General features: G+C 67.2%; 18 protein-coding genes and 2 pseudogenes. 14 read left to right on the plus strand and 6 right to left on the minus strand.

Translation table 11 applies throughout. The features are described 5' to 3' along the window. Positions 1-8: 8 nt before the first annotated feature. Entirely contained in the window at positions 9-524 is a 516-nt protein-coding gene (gene fabA, locus AR540_RS05200; RefSeq protein WP_058761548.1) for a 3-hydroxyacyl-[acyl-carrier-protein] dehydratase FabA, read from the minus strand. Between the two features lie 433 nt (positions 525-957). On the opposite strand from fabA, the gene AR540_RS05205 reads away from it, so the two are divergent. The 6 genes from AR540_RS05205 to AR540_RS05230 are packed head-to-tail and all read left to right on the plus strand — an operon-like array spanning position 958 to position 4,949. Further along, positions 958-1,980, plus strand: a complete 1,023-nt coding sequence (locus AR540_RS05205; RefSeq protein WP_059226760.1) for an NAD(P)H-dependent glycerol-3-phosphate dehydrogenase — start codon at positions 958-960, stop codon at positions 1,978-1,980. A 31-nt stretch (positions 1,981-2,011) separates the two neighbouring features. Continuing rightward, a complete protein-coding gene (locus AR540_RS05210) occupies positions 2,012-2,311 on the plus strand; it encodes a DUF4389 domain-containing protein (protein WP_059226761.1) in 300 nt (99 codons plus the stop codon). Continuing rightward, complete coding sequence (sixA, locus tag AR540_RS05215; protein WP_059226762.1) at positions 2,308-2,763, plus strand: phosphohistidine phosphatase SixA; 456 nt, start codon at positions 2,308-2,310, stop codon at positions 2,761-2,763. Before AR540_RS05210 ends, sixA begins: the two co-directional genes overlap by 4 nt. Positions 2,764-2,782: 19 nt before the next feature. Next, positions 2,783-3,220 carry a hotdog fold thioesterase gene (locus AR540_RS05220; RefSeq protein ID WP_059226763.1) on the plus strand — a complete coding sequence of 146 codons (438 nt, stop codon included), beginning with the start codon at positions 2,783-2,785 and terminating at the stop codon, positions 3,218-3,220. 28 nt (positions 3,221-3,248) lie between these two features. Beyond that, entirely contained in the window at positions 3,249-4,130 is an 882-nt protein-coding gene (locus AR540_RS05225) for an alpha/beta fold hydrolase (protein WP_059226764.1), read from the plus strand. Positions 4,131-4,136: 6 nt separating this feature from the next. Beyond that, positions 4,137-4,949, plus strand: coding sequence for a DUF4892 domain-containing protein (locus AR540_RS05230; protein ID WP_059226765.1), 813 nt, complete (start codon positions 4,137-4,139; stop codon positions 4,947-4,949). Between the two features lie 159 nt (positions 4,950-5,108). Here the strand turns inward: AR540_RS05230 and AR540_RS05235 are convergent, their stop codons facing one another. Then, positions 5,109-6,299 (minus strand): CynX/NimT family MFS transporter, encoded by a 1,191-nt coding sequence (locus AR540_RS05235; RefSeq protein ID WP_236712008.1) that lies wholly within the window; start codon positions 6,297-6,299, stop codon positions 5,109-5,111. Between the two features lie 341 nt (positions 6,300-6,640). Here AR540_RS05235 and selD point away from each other — a divergent pair, with 341 nt between their 5' ends. The 5 genes and pseudogenes from selD to AR540_RS26365 all read left to right on the plus strand — a co-directional run. Then, positions 6,641-7,675 (plus strand): selenide, water dikinase SelD, encoded by a 1,035-nt coding sequence (gene selD, locus AR540_RS05240; protein ID WP_059226767.1) that lies wholly within the window; start codon positions 6,641-6,643, stop codon positions 7,673-7,675. Then, positions 7,675-8,775: a tRNA 2-selenouridine(34) synthase MnmH gene (mnmH, locus tag AR540_RS05245; protein ID WP_059226768.1), complete on the plus strand. Its 1,101-nt coding sequence runs from the start codon at positions 7,675-7,677 to the stop codon at positions 8,773-8,775. The genes selD and mnmH overlap by 1 nt, the downstream gene beginning before the upstream one ends. A 79-nt stretch (positions 8,776-8,854) precedes the next feature. Beyond that, entirely contained in the window at positions 8,855-9,145 is a 291-nt protein-coding gene (locus tag AR540_RS05250) for a hypothetical protein (protein WP_059226769.1), read from the plus strand. Between the two features lie 1,433 nt (positions 9,146-10,578). Further along, positions 10,579-10,767 (plus strand): annotated as a pseudogene (locus AR540_RS26360) (HAMP domain-containing protein); the annotation flags it as partial. 369 nt (positions 10,768-11,136) lie between these two features. Then, positions 11,137-11,652: pseudogene (locus tag AR540_RS26365) on the plus strand (methyl-accepting chemotaxis protein); the annotation flags it as partial. Positions 11,653-11,659: 7 nt separating this feature from the next. Here AR540_RS26365 and AR540_RS05260 read toward each other — a convergent pair. The 4 genes from AR540_RS05260 to AR540_RS05275 are packed head-to-tail and all read right to left on the minus strand — an operon-like array spanning position 11,660 to position 15,137. Continuing rightward, complete coding sequence (locus AR540_RS05260; protein WP_059226771.1) at positions 11,660-12,397, minus strand: YciK family oxidoreductase; 738 nt, start codon at positions 12,395-12,397, stop codon at positions 11,660-11,662. 8 nt (positions 12,398-12,405) lie between these two features. Then, complete coding sequence (mupP, locus tag AR540_RS05265) at positions 12,406-13,077, minus strand: N-acetylmuramic acid 6-phosphate phosphatase MupP (protein WP_059226772.1); 672 nt, start codon at positions 13,075-13,077, stop codon at positions 12,406-12,408. Positions 13,078-13,080: 3 nt separating this feature from the next. Next, positions 13,081-13,779 carry a bifunctional 2-polyprenyl-6-hydroxyphenol methylase/3-demethylubiquinol 3-O-methyltransferase UbiG gene (ubiG, locus tag AR540_RS05270; RefSeq protein WP_059226773.1) on the minus strand — a complete coding sequence of 233 codons (699 nt, stop codon included), beginning with the start codon at positions 13,777-13,779 and terminating at the stop codon, positions 13,081-13,083. 32 nt (positions 13,780-13,811) lie between these two features. Continuing rightward, a complete protein-coding gene (locus tag AR540_RS05275) occupies positions 13,812-15,137 on the minus strand; it encodes a TRZ/ATZ family hydrolase (protein WP_059226774.1) in 1,326 nt (441 codons plus the stop codon). A 118-nt stretch (positions 15,138-15,255) separates the two neighbouring features. Between AR540_RS05275 and mtnA the strand changes: the two genes are divergently transcribed. From mtnA to serC, 3 genes are all read left to right on the plus strand, one after another. After that, positions 15,256-16,329 (plus strand): S-methyl-5-thioribose-1-phosphate isomerase, encoded by a 1,074-nt coding sequence (mtnA, locus tag AR540_RS05280; protein ID WP_059226775.1) that lies wholly within the window; start codon positions 15,256-15,258, stop codon positions 16,327-16,329. Positions 16,330-16,564: 235 nt separating this feature from the next. Then, the gene (gene gyrA, locus AR540_RS05285) at positions 16,565-19,405 is read left to right on the plus strand and encodes a DNA gyrase subunit A (protein ID WP_059226776.1); all 2,841 of its coding nucleotides are present in this window, start codon (positions 16,565-16,567) and stop codon (positions 19,403-19,405) included. Further along, a complete protein-coding gene (gene serC, locus AR540_RS05290) occupies positions 19,402-20,487 on the plus strand; it encodes a 3-phosphoserine/phosphohydroxythreonine transaminase (protein ID WP_059226777.1) in 1,086 nt (361 codons plus the stop codon). The genes gyrA and serC overlap by 4 nt, the downstream gene beginning before the upstream one ends.

Raw genomic sequence — 20,487 nt, forward strand, 5'->3', positions numbered from 1 at the left:
AAAAGCCCTTAGAAGCTATCGGTGGAAGTGAACAGGCCGACGCGCAGACCTTCGGCGGAGTAGATCTCGCGGCCGTCCACGCTTACGGTGCCATCGGCGATGGCGAGAATCAGCGACCTGTTGATGGTGCGTTTGATATGGATATTGTAGGTGACCTTCTTGGCGGTCGGCAGTACCTGGCCGAAGAACTTCACTTCGCCGGAGCCCAGGGCGCGACCGCGACCCGGATTGCCCTGCCAGCCGAGGTAGAAGCCGACCAGCTGCCACATGGCGTCCAGGCCCAGGCAGCCCGGCATCACCGGATCGCCTTCGAAGTGGCAACCGAAGAACCAGAGATCGGGACGGATATCGAGTTCCGCCACCAGTTCGCCCTTGCCGTATTTCCCGCCTACCTCGCTGATATGCACGATCCGATCGATCATGAGCATGTTCGGCGCGGGCAGTTGGGCGTTACCCGGCCCGAAGAGCTCGCCACGGCTGCAGCGCAGCAAGTCTTCGTAGGTAAAGGCGTGTTGTTTGGTCATGCAAGCTCCTGTAGCTGGCCTAGGTCCAGGCTCTGGCGACTCCAATGGTCGCTCTGGGTATGGCTTCGTGTAGCAGTAGACTGCCGGGGCATGGGGAAAGTCACAGGCCAGCGCCCCGCTCGTTAACGGACCATTGTGCACTTTCCGCAGTCAATTCTCCATCCTGTGAGCCTGTTCAGGCTCTCGCGAGCTAGAGCCAGACAAGGCGCAATGACCAACGGGAGTAACAGCCGAAGGCTGGCCCGAAGGGTGAGCGCCAGCGAATCAAAGGCCTGAGGAAGCGGAGTTTACGAGTGGTAAATGAGCATTCCGAAGGGCTTTTCAACGCCGTTTGGCCGACGCGCAGCAGATCATGAACAGGCTCTGAGCCGCGCGAGCGGCTGCCGTATACTGGCGACGAGGCCGCGCGATCGCGGTGAAGACGAGAGTTTCGATGACAGTCCAATCCCCCATCGCCGTCCTGGGCGGCGGCAGTTTCGGTACCGCCCTGGCCAATCTGGTCGCCGAGAACGGGCTGCCAGTACGCCTGTGGATGCGCGATCCGCAGCAGGCCGAGACCATCCGTCGCGAGCGCGAGAATCCCCGTTACCTGAAGGGTATCAAGGTGCACGCCGCGGTCGAGGCGACCAGCGACCTGCAGGGCGCCATCGCCGACTGCGAGCTGGTGCTGGTGGCGCTGCCGTCGAGCGCCCTGCGCCAGGCCCTGGCTCCCATCGCCACCCAGCTGGAAGGCCGCTTCCTGGTCAGCACCACCAAGGGCATCGAGGCGCATTCCTTCATGCTGATGAGCGAGATCCTCGCGGAGATCGTGCCGCGGGCGCGCATCGGCATCATCTCCGGCCCCAATCTCGCCCGCGAGATCGCCGAGCACCAGCTCACCGCCACCGTGGTGGCGAGCGAGGACGAGGAGGTCTGCCGCCGGGTGCAGGCCGCGCTGCACGGTCGCACCTTCCGCGTCTATGCCAGCGCCGACCGCCTCGGCGTGGAGCTGGCCGGTGCCTTGAAGAACGTCTACGCCATCATCGCCGGCATGGCCGCGGCGCTGGAAATGGGCGAGAACACCCGCAGCATGCTGATCACCCGCGCCCTGGCGGAGATGACCCGTTTCGCCGTGCAGCGTGGCGCCAACCCCATCACCTACCTGGGCCTGGCCGGGGTAGGGGACCTGATCGTGACCTGCTCGTCGGAGAAGAGTCGCAACTACCGGGTGGGCCATGCCCTGGGTCGTGGGCTGAGCCTGGACGAAGCGGTGGCGCAGATCGGCGAGACCGCCGAGGGCGTCAACACCCTGCGCGTGCTCAAGGAAAAGGCGGATGAGCTGGGCGTCTACATGCCCCTGGTCAATGGCCTCTATGCCATCCTGTTCCAGGGTCGCAGCCTGGGGCAGGTGATCGAGGCCCTGATGGGCGGCGAGCCCAAGACGGATGTCGATGTCGTGGATGCTACCTTCGGCTAAGACGCTACACTGTTCGAAAAGAGGAATTTCCATGTCTCAACCCGAGCATTCCCGCGAGCTGCTGGGCCTGCGCCTGATCTGGATGCTGCTGTTCCTGTTCGTCTGGCTGGGCGCGCAGTATGTGCTGGCGATGGTGGTGCTGGTGCAACTGGTGGTGCGCCTGGTCAAGGGCGAACCCCATCCGGGCCTCACCGGCTTCGGCGCCGCGCTGGCGACCTATCTGGCGCAGATCGTGCGTTTCGGCACCTTCGCCAGCGAGGCGAAGCCCTGGCCCTTCGCCGACTGGCCGGCCGAAGAATTGCCCGAAGACCGCTCCGCCACCGCGCCATGAAGCTCTGGCTGCTCAGGCATGGTGAGGCCGAGGTGCGGGCGGCGAGCGACGAACTGCGCGAACTGACCCCGGCAGGCCAGGCAGCGGTGGTGCTCAGTGCCGCGCAGCTGGAGCGGGCCGATCTGCAACTGATCCTTGCCAGTCCCTATGTACGGGCACGGCAGACGGCGGCGCTGGTGCAGCGGCAGTTGGCCTGGACCGGCGAGTTGCTCAGCGCCCCCTGGGCGACCCCGGAAGGCCAGCCCGAGCGGGCGTTGCAGGAGCTGGAGCGCCTGGGCGTGGAACGCCTGCTGCTGGTGACCCACAATCCCTTCGTCGGCGAGCTGGCCGGTTGGTTGCTACACGGGCACCGGCAGGCACCGGTGCCCATGGGTACCGCCTGCCTGCTCTCTCTGGAAGCGCCGCTGCCACTGGCGGGCGGCTTCGATCTGGTCAGCCGTTTCGACGCCTGACGACCTTCAAGGAAGCGACATGACGATCTGGCACACCCCTCCCGACCCCGAAGCCTTGACCCGGCTGCTCGACGATACCCTCGGCCAACACCTGGACATGCGCATCGAGGCCTGGGACGACGACAGCCTCACCGCCAGCATGGTGGTCGATCGGCGCACCCACCAGCCCATGGGGCTACTGCATGGCGGTGCCTCGGTGGCCCTGGCCGAGACCGTCGGATCAATAGCCAGCATGCTCTGCGTCGATCGCTCGCGTTTCTACTGCGTGGGCCAGGAGATCAATGCCAATCACCTGCGCGGCGTGCGTTCCGGGCGGGTGACCGCGGTTGCCCGCCCCCTGCACCTGGGCCGCAGCAGCCATGTCTGGGACATCCGCCTGAGCGACGAGGAGGGGCGCCTGACCTGCGTGTCGCGCCTGACCGTCGCCGTGGTGCCCCTGCAGCGGGACGCCTCCTGAGCATGGCCGGCTGTCCGGGACACCGCTCATGACGGCTCATGTCCAGGAGTTGCGGCTGGAGCTGCCCCATGTGGAGCTGAGCGCGCGAGTGTGTGGCCCCGAGGATGGCTATCCGGTACTGGCGCTGCATGGCTGGCTGGACAATGCCATGACCTTCGCCCGTCTCGCCCCACGCCTGGCAGGGCTGCGCATCGTCGCACTGGACCTGCCCGGACACGGACTGTCGGCACATCGCCCGGCTGGCGTCGGCTACGCCATCCAGGACTATGCGCTCGACGTCCTGGCCGCTGCCGACCAACTGGGCTGGGCACGCTTCGGGCTGCTCGGCCATTCCATGGGCGCCATCGTCGGCATGATCACTGCGGCCGCCTTGCCGGAGCGGATCGAGCGGCTGGCGTTGATCGATGGCCTGCTGCCCTACACCACGCCGGCGGACGAGGTGCCCGAGAAGCTGGGCAAGGCACTGCTGGCGGAGCGGGAGCTGCCCAATCGCCGCAAACCGGTCTATGCCCAGGTGGAAGATGCCGTGGCGGCCCGCCTGACGGGCGCCCTGACGGTGAGTCGGGAAGCCGCGGAGTTGCTCGCCGAGCGTGGCCTGATGGCGGTGCCGGGCGGCTATACATGGCGTTCCGATCCTTCGCTACGGCTGCCCAGCCGGCTGCGATTCACCCCGGAGCAGGCCCGCGCCTGCGTGCGCGCCGTGCGTTGCCCGGTAGCGCTGGTGATCGCCGCGAACGGTCTGCTGGCGCCCCATGCCGAAGCCATGGCGCTGGCTCGGGAACAGCCTTCCTTCAATCTGTATGAGCTGCCGGGCGGTCATCATCTGCACCTTGATGACGAGGAGGGTGCCGCGGCCGTCGCAGATTGTTTCAATGCCTTCTTTGCCGCCAGGGGCGGGCTGCCTGAATAATGCGGCATGCCTAGCCGTCGTTGTGATCCATCTCTCATCCTTGCCCGCCGCCTGCTGCTGGTTGGCCTGCTGTCGTCCCTGGGCGGGGTGCAGGCAGCCGTGCTGGCCGAACTCGAACCTTTCGACCACGCCCAGCTCGTCCGCGACAGCGGACCGGCCGTGACGGAGCGCCTCTATCCCCTGGGGCCGGCCAGCCGCATCGGCGGTCGTCTGCGGTTGGAGGATTCGCTGCAGATCGAAGGCGAGCTGCAGGCCCAGACCTTCGAGCTGGCCAGCGGTCACCCGCCGCTGGCACGCCTCGACACCGAGCGCCAACGCCTGCAGCAGCACGGCGCGACCGTGCTCTACTGGTGCGAAGGGCGCGACTGCGGTGCCAGCAATGTCATCGCCAACAGCATCCTCGGCGAGGCCATGCTCTACGGCCCCGACGATCAGCAGGGGCTGCTGGTGCTGCAGTTGGCCGAACCGCAGACGGTGCTGACGCTCTACGGCATCACCCGCGGCAATCGCCGCGGCTACCTGCATGCCGAGCGCCTGCGGTCCGCGCAGCCATTGCCCGCACTGCTACCCAGCGCCAGTACCCTGCTCAAGGAACTGCAGCGCGATGGTCAGGTGCTGCTGCCGGTGCTGACCGCCGCGCCGGAGCAGCCCTGGGTGGCGCGGCTGGCCGCGGCCCTGGCGCTCAATGGCGACGTGGCCGTGATCCTGGGCGGTGCCCAGGCCGAGGCCTGGCAGGATGCCCTGCGCCAGGCGGGCATTCGCGCTGCGCGGCTGCAGAGCGATGCGAGCCGGCCGGCCGGTCTCTATCGGCGGTCCTAGTGTGGTGTTTCAGACGTTATCTACACGATGTTGACGGCGCTCTTTTAGCGCGGGCGGCGTTGCCACTCCTCGCCATCGCCCTGCTATGACTCGTCGCGGCGCCTGGCCCACACAGAAAAATCTCTCGCCAATTCTTGCGCGAACGTCTGAAACACCACACTAGACGTCGTTGACGTAGCGGGTGCGCCCGGCGCCCAGGCCGCACAGCGTAGCCAGCACGGCGATCAGGGTGAAGAGCACGCCCATGGGCGCCCAGCTCTGGGTGGCGTCGTGGAGGATGCCGACCAGCAGTGGACCGAGGGACGCCAGGCTGTAGCCCGCGCCCTGAGCCATGCCGGAAAGCCGTCCGGCGGTCTCCGCATCCCGCGAGCGCAATACCAGCAGGGCGAGGGCCAGGCTGAAGGTGCCGCCCTGGCCCAGTCCCAGCACCACGGCCCAGAGCCATAGCGTCTTCAAGGGCGCATAGAGGCAACCCAGCAGACCCGCGAGGGTAGCGACCATGACCAGGACGATGGCCAGGCGTTGGTCTCGTCCACGGGTCGCGAGCCAGGGTGCGGTCAAGGCGCTGACCAGTTGGGTCAGTATCGAGCCCGACAGCATCACGCCGGCCTGCACGGTGCCGAGGCCACGGTCGACCAACAGCGTGGGCAGCCAGCCGAAGACGATATAGGCCAGGGATGACTGCAGCCCCATGTAGAGGGTGATCTGCCAGGCCAGGCGATTGCGCCACAGCGAACCTCCCGCGTGGCGTCGGGCCGGTACGCTGGGCGGCTGGCGCAGTTGCGGTAGCCACACCAGCAGGGCGACCAGGGCGACCGTCGCCCAGGTCGCCAGGGCGGGTTGCCAGCGCCCGTCGAAGGCCTCGGCCAGGGGGGCGGTGGCACCGGCGGCCAGGGCCGCGCCAATGCACAGCATCATGGTGTAGAGGCCCATCAGCTGGCCGGCCTGGGCGGGGAAGTCGCGCTTGACCAGGGCCGGCAGGAGGACGCCGAGGATGCCGATGCAGGCCCCGGCGATCAGGCTGCCGAGGAACAGACCCGTGGGCGGCAGCAGGCTGCGCAGGACGATACCGCCTGCCAGCAGCGCCAGGACGGCGCCGAGGGTACGTTCGCTGCCCCAGCGGCGGGCCAGGCGCGGTGCCAGCGGGGCGAACAGGCCCAGGCAGAGGACGGGCAGGGTGGTGAGCAGCCCGATGGCGCTGCTGGAGAGTCCGGTGCTGCTTTCGATCTGGCGCAACAGGGGCGCCAGGCTCGACAGCGCCGGGCGCAGGTTGAGGGCGATGAGCATGAGGCTGGCGAGGAGCAGGCCGCGTTGCCACGGCGAACGGCAGGAAAGGCTGGGAGAGGACATGCGGAAGGTTGCACTGACGGAAACCGCCAATGCTAGCTCAGTCTGGCCATAACGCACGGCGCCTTCGACCGCCACCCTGCGCGGGAAAAAAATAGTCGGCGAGGCGGCTAAAAAATCGCCAGATCGTTCATCGCCGCATCCCCGCTCGCTTGTCCGCGGTCGGTCGAAGGTTTTCCACGAGGTTATCCACAGCAACTGTGGATTACCGCCGAAAAACAGGCCTTTTGCTTTGTCCGGCGATCTGCTAGGCGTGGCCCTCGCCGCCGCTGGGCGGGCTTTTGCTACTATGACGACCCTTCGCGCTGCTCGTCGACCGAGTGCCACGCTGATCCGGAGTACCCATGTCCCATCCCATTCGCCTTACCCAATACAGCCACGGCGCCGGTTGTGGTTGCAAGATCGCTCCCAAGACCCTGGAGACCATCCTGGCGGGGAGCGGTGCCCAGCACCTGGACCCGCGCCTCTGGGTCGGCAACGCCTCGCGCGACGATGCCGCGGTGTACGGCCTGGACGAGGAGCGGGGCGTGGTGTCCACCACCGATTTCTTCATGCCCATCGTCGACGATCCCTTCGACTTCGGCCGCATCGCCGCCACCAATGCGATCAGCGACATCTATGCCATGGGCGGCGATCCCCTGCTGGCCATCGCCATCCTCGGCTGGCCGGTCAACGTGCTGCCGCCCGAGGTGGCCCGTGAGGTCATCGCCGGCGGGCGCCGGGTGTGCGACGACGCGGGCATCCCCCTGGCGGGCGGACATTCCATCGATGCCCCCGAGCCGATCTTCGGCCTGGCGGTCACCGGTATCGTCGAAAAGCGCCATCTCAAGCGCAACGACACCGCGACCCTGGGCAGCCGTCTCTACCTGACCAAGCCGCTGGGCATCGGCATCCTCACCACCGCCGAGAAGCGAGCCCTGCTGCGGCCGGCCGACCAGCACCTGGCGCGTGACACCATGTGCCAGCTCAACCGTCCCGGCAGCCGCTTCGGGCGCCTGGCGGGGGTCACGGCGATGACCGACGTCACCGGCTTCGGCCTGCTCGGCCACCTGGTGGAAATGGCCGATGGCAGCGGCCTGACCGCGGAGCTCGACTGCGCCGCCATCCCCCAGTTGCCGGGGGTGGACTTCTATCTCGACCAGGGCTGCGTCCCCGGCGGGACGGAGCGCAACTTCGACAGCTACGGCGCCCGCATCGCCCCGCTCGACGAGCGCCGTCGCCAGCTGCTGTGCGATCCCCAGACCAGCGGCGGCCTGCTGGTGGCCGTCGCGCCCGAGGGTGAGGCGGAGTTCCAGGCGGTGGCTGCCGAGCAGGGTCTGGCCCTACGGCCCATCGGCCGGCTGGTGGCCCGGCGCGCCCATGCGGTCGAGGTGGCCTGATGACCCAGCGTGAGGATGCCCGTGACCTGCGGGCGCTGTTCCTGAGCGAGGTGCCGCTGATCGATGTGCGCGCCCCGGTGGAGTTCGCCAAGGGCGCCTTTCCCATGGCCACCAACCTGCCACTGATGAACGACCTGGAGCGCCAGCGCGTCGGCACCCGCTACAAGCAGCAGGGCCAGCAGGCAGCGCTGGAGCTGGGGCATCAGCTGGTGTCCGGCGCGGTGAAAGAGCAGCGTATCCAGGCCTGGGCCGCCTTCGCCCAGGCCCATCCGGAGGGTTATCTCTATTGCTTCCGTGGCGGCCTGCGCTCGCAGATCAGCCAGCAGTGGCTGCGCAGCGAGGGCGGCATCGCCTATCCACGGGTGGTGGGTGGCTACAAGGCGATGCGGACCTTCCTGATCGAGACGCTGCAACAGGCGCTCGCCGAGTGTCGCTTCGTCGTGGTGGGCGGCATGACCGGCACCGGCAAGACCGAGGTGGTCGCCCAGCTCGCCAATGCCGTCGATCTCGAAGGCCACGCCAATCACCGCGGCTCCAGTTTCGGCAAGCGCGCCACGCCGCAGCCGGGGCAGATCGATTTCGAGAATCGCCTGGCCATCGACCTGCTGCGGCGCCGCCATGCCGGACAGACGTCGTTCGTCCTGGAGGACGAATCGCGCCTGGTCGGCCGCTGCTCGCTGCCGCTGGAACTGCATCAGGGCATGCAGCAGTTCCCGCTGGTCTGGCTGGACGACAGTCGGGAAAATCGCGTCGAACGCATCCTGCGCGACTACGTCGTCGACCTGGCGGCGGAGTTCATTGCCCTGCACGGACCGGAGCAGGGCTTCGCGCTGTTCGCCGAGCAGTTGCGCAAGAGTCTCTCCGGCATCGCCAAGCGGCTGGGTGGCGAACGCTTCCAGCGGTTGTCGGCCATCCTGGAGGCGGCCCTGGCCGAACAGGAACGCTCGGGTGACGTGGCGGTCCATCGCGGCTGGATCGAGGGCCTGCTGGCGGAATACTACGACCCCATGTACGCCTACCAGCGCGAGAGCAAGGCAGCCCGCGTGGTGTTCAGCGGCGACCAGGCCGCGGTGGTCGATTATCTGCGCCGCGCCGGCTGAACAGCGCCGCGCGAAAGCGGTCTACGCAGCGACTATCCGAGGCTTTCGGCTAGTCGCCCCAGCTCGCAAGGAGAAGAAGATGAAGTCGAAACTGGTCCCCGTGGTGTCTGCCGCCCTGGCACTCGCCGTGCTCGCCGGCTGTTCGGGCAAGGTGGTCAATCGTGATAGCTGCGCCAGCCAGACCCGTTCCGCCTGGCAGGAACTGGACCTGGCCAAGGCCGAGGGGTTTTCCGGCACGGTGAGCTATTCCAAGGCGCTGGCGCTGCTGTCCACCGCCAAGACGCAGCAGCAGGTCGAGGCCTACGATGGCTGCGTGAAGAATGCGGAAAAGGCACGTTTCTACATTCGGGAGTCCCGCGCGGGACGCTGAGTATCCCCGTGCTGGCCTGAGAGCCTGTTCAAAATCTGCTGCGCGTCGGCCAAGCGGCGTTGAAAAGGGCCTGGAAGGCCAGCCCCACCTGGGCGGCCCCGTCGCCATGCTCATTGACCAGTCGCAAACTCGAGCGCGGGTCCGATCCGCTTGTTCAGCCCTTTGATTCGCTGGCGCTCACCCTACGGGCCAGCCGTTGGCTGTTACTCCCGTTGGTCGTTGCGCCTGGTTTGGCTCTAGCTCGCGAGATGATGAACAGGCTCTAGGCTCTGTACGAAAAATGCCTGCGCTCGGTGATGCTTCGTTGAAAAAGGCTTCGGAATGCTCATTTACCACTCGTAAACCCGAGCGCGGGTCCGATCCGCTTCCTCAGCCTTTTTCGCCTCGCCTGACCTTCGCTCGGCGACCTTTCGTACGGAGCCTAAGGCCATCCGCGAAAGCGACCCGTACATAGCCGCTGGCGACGGATCAGGCCGATTCCGGCGTTCACTCCTCAAGAAAAGGTTTCCACGGACGAAAGCTCGGCGTGGAACTCATTCTTCTGGGGAAGCCGTATGGATGGGATGGCGAGGTACCGGCTGGCCAATTGGCGTACCGCGACGAAACTGGCGGTCGGGTTCGGTCTGGTCCTGCTGCTGACCCTGGTGGTGGCTGTCCAGGGCGGGCTGGCGCTCAAGGACGTCGAGCATCGTTTCGGCTCGCTCAAGGACATGGCTGCGGTCAATCGGCAGATGATGCAGGTCCGGGCGTTGGAGCAGGGCTTTCGGCTGACTGGCGACAAGGCGTTGTCCGAGCGTCTGCAGAAGGCGTTGCCCGACGTCCTGGCGGGACTTTCCAGGCTCTCCGGCGAAGCGGGCAGCGCCGACGCGGCGAGCGTCTCGGCGGCCATGGAAAGCATCAAGGCCTATGGTGCGGCCTTCACCGAATTCGAAAGACTCAACACCTCGCGGCACCTGGCCATGGATGGCGCGACCTTCCTGGTGGAGGGGGCGGCCAACAGCCTGGACATCCTGCAGTCCGGCCTGCTGGATGACGGTACCTACGCCCTGCGCGACTCCCAGGGCAAGCAGGGCGCCGAGTTGCTCGCACTCTCGCAGCAGGTGGGCGAACTCTATCGGCTGATGCTCAAGAGCCTCGACGAGGCCCAGGCGCGGGCCAGCAAGTCCAGTGTGGATGATTCACCGTTGCCCTCGGCGACCGCCGCCCTCGCGCAGTTGGCCAAGGTGGAGCCGCAACTGAGCGACCCAGCCTATTCCTCGGTCATCCAGGACGTCTCCACCAACATCAAGGAATTCACCACGCGCCTCGGCGACTACTCCGCCGCCCTCGCCAAGGAGCAGATCGCCGGCGCCGGCATGACCAACCTGGCCCAGACCGCCGTGCAGCGCGTCGACGCCCTCTATGGGGAGCAGGAAGCCGAGTTGCAGGCGATGATGACCAAGCGCCTGCTGGCCATCGCCGGTATCGCCCTGCTGGCGCTGATCGTCGGGGCCCTGGCGGCGCTGTTCATCACCCTGGCCATCGTCCGGCCGCTGCGCCAGGTGATCGCCGCCGCCGAGCGGATCGCCGAGGGCGACCTGGATGTCGAGCTGAAGGTCGATCGCACTGACGAGATCGGCCAATTGCAGCGCTCCAGCGCCAGCATGGTAGCCGCCTTGCGCAACATGGTGCTGCAGTTGCAGGGTGGCATCGGTCGCCTCGGTCAGGCCGTCGAGGTGCTGACCGACCAGGCCCGCGAGGCGCAACTGGGCATGACGCGCCAGCGCGAGGAGACCGACCAGGTCGCTGCGGCCATGGCGGAATTGGCCGCGACCGCCCATAGCGTCGCCGCGGATGCCGAGGGCGCCGCCACGGCGGTGGACCAGGCTGAGCGCCGGGTGAGCGATGGCCATGCCGTGGTCGGCCGGAGTCTTGCCGGTGTCGAGACGCTGGGCGTGGACGTGCGGGCCGCGGCCGAAAGCCTGCAGGGCGTCTCCCGCGACAGCCAGGCGATCAGTGCGGTGCTCGACGTGATCAAGGCGGTGGCCGAGCAGACCAACCTGCTGGCCCTCAACGCCGCCATCGAGGCCGCGCGCGCCGGGGACCAGGGGCGGGGGTTCGCCGTGGTCGCCGACGAGGTACGGGCCCTGGCCAAGCGCACGCAGCAGTCCAGCGTGGAGATCGAGCAGCTCATCGCCGTGTTGCAGCGGGGCAGTGGCGAAGCGGTCGGACGGATGCAGCAGAGCGAACTGCTGCTGACCGGCACGCTGAACAATGCGACCGATACTCGCCAGGCGTTCGCCGAGATCGCCACGGCGGTGGCCAGCATCCAGCAGAAGAATCAGCAGATCGCCGCCGCGGCAGTGCAGCAGAGCGCGGTGGCGGAAGAGGTCGCGGTCAACGTGACACGCATCCGTGATGGTGCCGACCAGACCAGCGAAGTGATGGCGGCAACGGCAGCGGCCAGTCGTGAATTGGCCGCGCTGGGTGAGGAACTCACCACCCTGGTCCGCCGCTTCCGCGTCTAGTGCAGCGCTATTGGGCGTTGAGCGCCTGGCCGGTGGTGCCCTGGCCCGCCGGGCCGAGCAGGTAGAGATAGACCGGCAGGATGGCTTCCGGCAGAGGCACGCGCACGGGGTCTTCCTCGGGATAGGCGGCCGCGCGCATGGCGGTGCGGGTGCCGCCCGGGTTGACGCTATTGACCCGAATGCCGGCATCCGCCAGCTCCTCGGCCCAGACCTGCATCAGCCCTTCGGTGGCGAACTTGGACACCGAATAGGCGCCCCAGCCCGCGCGACCTTTGCGGCCGACACTGCTCGACGTGAAGATCACGGAGGCATCGCTCGAGGCCTTGAGCAGCGGTAACAGTGCCTGCGTCAGGGCGAAACCCGCCTGGACGTTGACGTTCAGCACCTGCGCCAGTGCCGAAGCCGGGGTTTCTTCCAGAGATACGCGCGGGCCGAGCAGGCCGGCGTTGTGCACCAGGCCATCGAGACGTCCGAAACGCTGCGATAGGCGCTGTGCCACGGCGGCATAGGCGGCGACATCGGCCTGTTCCAGGTCCAGCACCAGGGTTTCCGCGGGCTGGCCACCGGCGGCGAGGATCTCGTCACGCACCTGATCCAGCGCCGCCACATCGCGGCCGTGGAGGATCACCTGCGCACCTAGCGCGGCGCAGCCCTTGGCCAAAGCGGCACCAATGCCGCGGTTGGCGCCGGTGATCAGGATGACGCGGTCTCTGAGCAGATCGGCTGGGACGTGGTAGTCGAACATGGAATTTCCTAGCAACCGCACAGCGCGCGATCGAGCAGGGGGCGCAAGTCCAGTGGGTGGTCGATGATGGCATCGGCGCCCCAATGCTCCGGATGGTCGTCGGGGTGGATGTAGCCGTAGCGCGCCGCGACCGTCTTGCTGCCCGCCGCGCGACCGGACTCGATGTCGCGCAGGTCGTCGCCGATGAACAGGGCGGTCTGGGGATCGACGTCCAGTTGCCGGCAGGCCAGCAGCACCATCTCCGGGTCCGGCTTGCTGCGGGTGACGTGATCCGGGCAGACCAGGCAGGCCGAGCGCTCGGCCAGGCCGAGGCGCTGCATGATCGGCTCGGCGAAGCGCACCGGCTTGTTGGTCACCACGCCCCAGCGCAGCCGGGCAGCCTCCAGGTCGCGCAGGATCTCGTCCATGCCCTCGAACAGCCGGGTATGCACCGCGCAGTGCTCCTGGTAGCGCTCGAGGAATTCCAGGCGCAACGGCTCCAGCTCGGTGCCCAGCGGATCGACCTCGAAGCCGGCCAGGATCATGGCCTTGGCACCACCGGAGATGACGCCGCGCAGGCGCGCTTCATCGGCCGGCGGGAGACCCTGGTCCTGGCGCATGGCCTGGAGGATGGCGATGAAGTCCGGCGCCGTGTCCAGCAGGGTGCCGTCCATGTCGAAGAGGACCGCTTGCAGACGCATGGATCAATCCTCGCGCTGGGTGCGCACCATGTAGTTCACCGTCACGTCGCCTTCGAGCTTGTATCTCTTGGTCAGCGGGTTGTAGGTGAGGCCGATGATGTCGCGCACAGTGAGGCCGGCGGCGCGCGCCCAGGCCCCCAGTTCCGCGGGACGGATGAACTTGCGGAAATCGTGGGTGCCGCGCGGCAGCAGGCGCAGCACGTATTCGGCGCCGACGATGGCGAACAGATAGGCCTTGGGATTGCGGTTGATGGTGGAGAAGAACACCTGGCCGCCCGGCTTGACCAGGTCGTGGCAGGCCTTGATCACCGAGGCGGGGTCCGGCACGTGTTCGAGCATCTCCAGGCAGGTCACCACGTCGTAGCTACCGGCGTGCTTGCGCGCGTGGTCCTCGGTGGTCTCCTGGATGTATTCCACCGGCACGCCGGACTCCAACTGATGCAGGCGGGCGACGGCCAGGGGGGCCTCGGCCATGTCGATGCCGGTCACCTGGGCGCCGCGCTGGGCCATGGCCTCGCTGAGGATGCCGCCACCGCAGCCCACGTCCAGCACCTTCTTGCCGGCGAGGCCCGCGTGCTGGTCGATCCAGTTGACGCGCAGCGGATTGATGTCGTGCAGCGGCTTGAATTCGCTCTCGCGATCCCACCAGCGGTAGGCGAGGGCCTCGAACTTGGCGATCTCGGCGTTATCGACGTTGGACATGGCGTTCTCCAGAGGCAAGGAAGCGGGGCGCGTCAGGCGCCCTGCTGGATACGGGTGGCCCACTGCTGCGCATTGGCTATGAGTTCGGCCTCGTCCAGGCGCACGAGTTCGCCCTGGCGCAGCAGCGGCACGCCGCCGACCCAGACGTCGCTGACGCGGTCGCGGCCGGTGGCATAGATGAGTTGCGAAACGGGGTCGTAGAGTGGCTGCTGGGCGAGGCCGCTGAGGTCGATGGCGGTCAGGTCGGCGGCCTTGCCGACTTCCAGCGAGCCCAGGCAACGCTCCAGGCCCAGGGCGCGGGCGCCATTGAGGGTGGCCATGCGCAGGGCGCCATGGGCATCCAGGGCCGTGGCCGAGCCAGCGACGGCCTTGGCCAGCAGGGCGGCGGTGCGGGTCTCGCCGAGCAGATCGAGGTCGTTGTTGCTGGCCGCGCCGTCGGTGCCGATGGCGACGTTGACGCCGGCCTGCCGGAGGCGCTCCACCGGGCAGAAGCCGCTGGCCAGCTTGAGATTGGATTCCGGGCTGTGGATGACGTGGCTGTTGGTCTCGACCAGATTTTCCAGATCCTCGTCGTCCACCTGGGTCATGTGCACGGCCTGGAAGCGCGGCCCCAGCAGGCCCAGGCGGCGCAGCCGGCTGAGTGGCCGCTCGCCGGTCTGCTCCAGCGCCTGTTCCACTTCGAAGGCGGTCTCGTGCACGTGCATCTGGATCGGTGCCTGCAACTGCTCGGCCAGTACCAGGATCTGTTCGAGCTTGGCATCGGCCACGGTATAGGGCGCATGGGGACCGAAGGCCACGCTGATGCGCTCGTGCAGCTTCATGTCGTCGAACAACTCCAGGCCACGCCGGATCATGTCGTCCGCGGTGCGGGCGCCGGGAATCGGGAAGTCGAGGATCGGCAGGCAGACCTGGGCGCGCACCCCGGTGCGATGGATCGCCTCGCAGGCCACCTGGGGATAGAAGTACATGTCCGAGAAGCAGGTGATGCCGCCACGGATCTGCTCGGCGATGGCCAGGGTGGTGCCGTCGCGGATGAAGTCCTCGTCGACCCAGCGGCCCTCGGCGGGCCAGATATGGTCCTGCAGCCAGGTCTGCAGCGGCAGGTCGTCGGCCATGCCACGGAACAGCGTCATGGCAGCATGGCCGTGGGCGTTGATCAGCCCGGGGATCAGTACCTTGCCGGGCAGCTCCCGGGTTTCCCTGGCTGGATGGCGCAGGGCGTCGGCGCGCGGGGCGAGCAGGGCGATGCAGCCGTCGCGCACGCCCAGGGCGTAGTCGCTCAGGACCACTCCGGCGGGCTCCACCGGCACGATCCAGCTGGGGAGCAACAAGAGGTCCAGGGGCGCGGGGGTGGGCATCTGCGGCGGTTCCAAGAGGGGCGAATCGGCAGTATAGCGGTCCTTGCGGCGCTACCGCTAAATCCGCACGCCGATGCCGGTATACTGGCGGGCTACAGATTCAGGTCGAGGAGAGATCATGCGAGAGCGTCTGCTGGCGGCGGAAAAGATCAAGGCGATCGACTGGCGGGACGGTGCCCTGCACCTGCTCGACCAGCGCCTGTTGCCGCTGCGCGAACACTGGGTCGCCTGCCACAGCGCCGCCGAGGTGGCCCAGGCCATCCGCGACATGCTGGTGCGCGGCGCCCCGGCCATCGGCATCAGCGCCGCCTACGGCGTGGTGCTGGGCGCGCGGCAACGCGCGGCGGCAGGTGAAGACTGGGAAGAGACCCTGACCGCCGACTTCGAGCTGCTGGCGGCCTCGCGCCCCACCGCGGTCAACCTGTTCTGGGCCCTCAATCGCATGCGCGAGCGGCTGGCACGGGCGTCCGGCGAAGGTGCCCTGGCGGCGCTGGAGGCCGAGGCCGTGGCCATCCACCTGAGCGACCGCGAAGCCAACCTGACCATGGCCCAGCTGGGCGTCGAGCTGATCCGCAAGCACGACGCCAGCAAGCAGACCTTCCTCACCCACTGCAACACTGGCGCCCTGGCCACCGGTGGCTTCGGCACCGCCCTGGGTGTGCTGCGCGCGGCGCACCTGGACGGCCTGGTGGAATGCGTCCACGCCGACGAGACCCGTCCCTGGCTGCAGGGCTCGCGCCTGACCGCCTGGGAACTGGTCGGGGAGGGCATCCCGGTCAGTCTCAACGCCGACGCCGCCGCCGCGCACCTGATGAAGACGCGCAACGTCGCCTGGGTGATCGTCGGCGCCGATCGCATCACCGCCAATGGCGACGTCGCCAACAAGATCGGTACCTACAACCTGGCGGTCATCGCCATGCACCACGGGGTGCGCTTCATGGTGGTGGCGCCCAGCTCCACCATCGACATGAAACTCGCGTCCGGCGACGACATCCCCATCGAGGAGCGCGCCGGTCATGAGTTGCTGGAAGTGGGTGGGCAGCGCATCGCCGCCGGCGTGGAGGCCTTCAATCCGGTGTTCGACGTCACTCCGGCCGATCTCATCGACGCCATCGTCACCGAGCGCGGTGTGGTGGAGCGGCCGGACGCCAAGAAGATGGCCGAGCTGATGAATCGCCGACGCCTGCATTGAGGTGATCGCCAGGGGCGGATACATCCCTGAATGTGTTAGAATTTCGCTCTTTGCACAGGCTGTGTTCGAAAGCCCTCGGCAGGCGGTGATGCAGTGCCGAAAACCGGTCGGGACGCCCTTCGCGCCACCGGTGGCAGCCGCCGCCAGACGGGGCTTTCGCCTCTCCTAATATCAGGCTCGGCCGCCGTGCGGACGAGCCCTAGCGCTTTTCAGATCAGAAGGAACCAGGCTTCTCATGGGTGAACTGGCCAAAGAAATCCTCCCGGTCAATATCGAAGACGAACTGCGGCAGTCGTATCTCGACTACGCGATGAGCGTCATCGTCGGCCGGGCCCTGCCGGATGTGCGCGACGGCCTCAAGCCGGTGCACCGGCGCGTGCTCTACGCCATGAGCGAGCTGGGCAACGACTGGAACAAGCCGTACAAGAAATCCGCCCGTGTGGTGGGTGACGTCATCGGTAAATACCACCCCCACGGCGACACCGCCGTCTACGACACCATCGTGCGGATGGCGCAGCCCTTCTCGCTGCGCTACATGCTGGTGGACGGCCAGGGCAACTTCGGTTCGGTGGACGGCGACAACGCCGCGGCCATGCGTTACACCGAAGTGCGGATGTCCAAGCTCGCCCACGAACTGCTGGCCGACCTGGACAAGGAGACCGTCGACTGGGTGCCCAACTACGACGGCACCGAGCAGATCCCGGCGGTGATGCCCACGCGCATCCCCAACCTGCTGGTCAACGGTTCCAGCGGCATCGCGGTCGGCATGGCCACCAACATCCCGCCGCACAACCTCGGCGAGGTGATCGACGGCTGCCTGGCGCTGATCGAGAACAGCGAGCTGACCGTCGACGACCTGATGCAGTACATCCCCGGTCCGGACTTCCCGACCGCGGGCATCATCAACGGCCGTGCCGGCATCATCGAGGCCTATCGCACTGGTCGTGGGCGCATCTATGTGCGGGCTCGCGCCGAGGTCGAGGACATCGACAAGAGCGCCAATCGCCAGCAGATCGTCATCACCGAGCTGCCCTACCAGCTCAACAAGGCACGGCTGATCGAGAAGATCGCCGAGCTGGTGAAAGAGAAGAAGATCGAAGGCATCACCGAGCTGCGCGACGAGTCCGACAAGGACGGCATGCGGGTGGTCATCGAGCTGCGTCGCGGCGAAACCCCCGAGGTGGTGCTCAACAACCTCTACGCCCAGACCCAGCTGCAGACGGTGTTCGGCATCAACGTGGTGGCCCTGCTCGACGGCCAGCCGCGCACCCTGAACCTCAAGGAACTGCTGGAAGCCTTCATTCGCCATCGTCGCGAAGTCGTCACCCGGCGGACCGTCTACGAATTGCGCAAGGCGCGCGAGCGTGGCCACATCCTCGAAGGCCAGGCGGTCGCCCTGTCCAACATCGATCCGGTCATCGAGCTGATCAAGACCTCGCCCACGCCGGCCGAAGCCAAGGAACGCCTGATCGCCACGCCCTGGGAGTCCAGCGCGGTGCGCGAGATGGTGGAGCGCGCCGGGGCCGATTCCTGCCGTCCGGACGAACTGCCCGAGCAGTACGGTCTGCACGAAGGCAAGTATCACCTCTCGCCCGAGCAGGCCCAGGCGATCCTGGACCTGCGTCTGCACCGCCTGACCGGCCTGGAGCACGAGAAGCTCATCGCCGAGTACCAGGAGATCCTGCAGCAGATCGGCGAGCTGATCCGCATCCTCACCAACCCCGAGCGGCTGATGGAAGTCATCCGCGAAGAGCTGGAGAAGGTCAAGGCCGAGTTCGGCGACAAGCGTCGTACCGAGATCATCGCCTCCCAGGTGGACCTGACCATCGCCGACCTCATCACCGAGGAAGACCGCGTCGTCACCATCTCCCATGGCGGCTACGCCAAGTCCCAGCCGCTGCATGCCTATCAGGCCCAGCGCCGCGGCGGTCGCGGCCGTTCGGCCTCGGCGGTCAAGGAAGAGGACTACATCGAACACCTGCTGGTCGCCAACAGCCATACCACCCTGCTGCTGTTCTCCAGCCTGGGCAAGGTCTACTGGAAGCGTACCTACGAGATCCCCGAGGCCTCCCGCGCCGCCCGTGGTCGCCCACTGGTCAACCTGCTGCCGCTGGCCGAAGGCGAGCGCATCACCGCCATGCTGCCGGTGGACCTGGAAGCCGTGCGCCAGCAGGCACCGGCGGGTGACGAGGATCTGGGCGAGCAGGACGACAACCTGGACATCGAAGACGCCGTGCTGGTGGAAGACGACGTCGAGACCGAGGTCGAAGGCGAAGAGGGCGAGCTCCTCGAAGCAGGCCAGGACGAACCCACCGGCGCCTACATCTTCATGGCGACCCGCAATGGCACCGTGAAGAAGACCCCGCTGGTGCAGTTCAGCCGCCCGCGTAGCAACGGGCTGATCGCGCTGAAGCTGGAAGAGGGCGATAGCCTGATCGCCGCCGCCATCACCGATGGCGCCCGTGAAGTCATGCTGTTCTCCGACGGTGGCAAGGTCATCCGCTTCAAGGAGCGCCACGTGCGTACCATGGGCCGTACCGCCCGCGGCGTGCGCGGCATGCGCCTGGCCGAAGGCCAGCGGTTGATCTCCATGCTGATCCCCGAGCCGGGCGCCGAGATCCTCACCGCCAGTCTCAACGGTTTCGGCAAGCGCACCGCCATGGCCGAATACCCGCAGCGCGGCCGTGGTGGCCAGGGCGTGATCGCCATGGTCATCAACGAGCGCAATGGTCCCCTGATCGGCGCCATCCAGGTGCTGGACGGCGAAGAGATCATGCTGATCTCCGACCAAGGTACCCTGGTGCGGACCCCGGTCGAAGGCATCTCCCGCACCGGCCGTAATACCCAGGGCGTGACCCTGATCAAGCTCGGCAAGGGCGAGAAGCTGGTGGGCCTGGAACGGGTGCAGGAGCCTTCGGTGGACGAAGAGCTGCTGGACCACGAGGCGGAACTGGACGGCGAGGTGCTGGACAAGGAATTGCCCGTCGACAGCCACGAGCCGGACCAGGACGATGTGCTTCCCGGCGCCAGCGACGTGCCGAGCGATGACCTTCCCGACGAGGATGACGAGCGATGAGCAAGCGTGCCTACAACTTCTGCGCCGGCCCGGCGGCCCTGCCCGAAGCGGTACTGCGCCAGGCCCAGGCCGATCTGCTGGATTGGCAGGGGCGTGGCCTGTCGGTGATGGAGATGAGCCACCGCGGTGAAGACTTCACCGCCATCTCGAGCCAGGCCGAGGCCGACCTGCGCGAGTTGCTGGTCATTCCCAACAACTACAGGGTGCTGTTCCTGCAGGGCGGTGCCAGCCTGCAATTCGCGCAGTTGGCGATGAACCTGATGCCCGAGGGCGGCAAGGCCGACTACATCGACACCGGCATCTGGTCGCGCAAGGCCATCGAGCAGGCGCAGCACTACGGTGCGGTCAATGTCGCCGCCAGCGCCAAGCAGTACGACTACTTCGCCATCCCCGGGCAGAACGAGTGGCAGCTGTCCAAGGACGCGGCCTACGTCCACTACACGCCCAACGAGACCATCGGCGGCCTGGAGTTCGACTGGATTCCCGAGGTCGGTGACGTGCCCCTGGTGGCGGATGCCTCTTCCGACATCCTCTCGCGCCCGCTGGACGTCTCGCGCTTCGGCCTGATCTACGCCGGTGCCCAGAAGAACATCGGCCCGAGCGGCCTGGTGGTGGTGATCGTCCGCGAAGACCTGCTGGGTCGCGCCCGCGCCGCCTGCCCGACGCTGCTGGACTACAAGGTCGAGGCCGACAACGGCTCCATGTACAACACCCCGGCGACCTTCTCCTGGTACCTGTCGGGCCTGGTGTTCAAGTGGCTGAAGGAGCAGGGCGGCCTGCCCGCCATGGAGCGCCTGAATCGCCAGAAGAAGGAGCTGCTGTATGGCTTCATCGACGCCAGCGACTTCTACAGCAACCCCATCGCCAAGAACGACCGCTCCTGGATGAACGTACCCTTCCGCCTGGCCGACGAGCGCCTGGACAAGGCCTTCCTCAAGGGTGCCGACGAGCGTGGGCTGCTGTATCTGCAGGGGCACCGCTCGGTGGGCGGCATGCGCGCCTCCATCTACAACGCCGTCACCCTGGAGGCCGTCCAGGCCCTGGTGACCTACCTGGCCGAATTCGAGAAGGAGCACGGCTGA

The organism is Pseudomonas sp. EpS/L25, from assembly GCF_001512295.1.
Taxonomy (GTDB): domain Bacteria; phylum Pseudomonadota; class Gammaproteobacteria; order Pseudomonadales; family Pseudomonadaceae; genus Chryseomonas.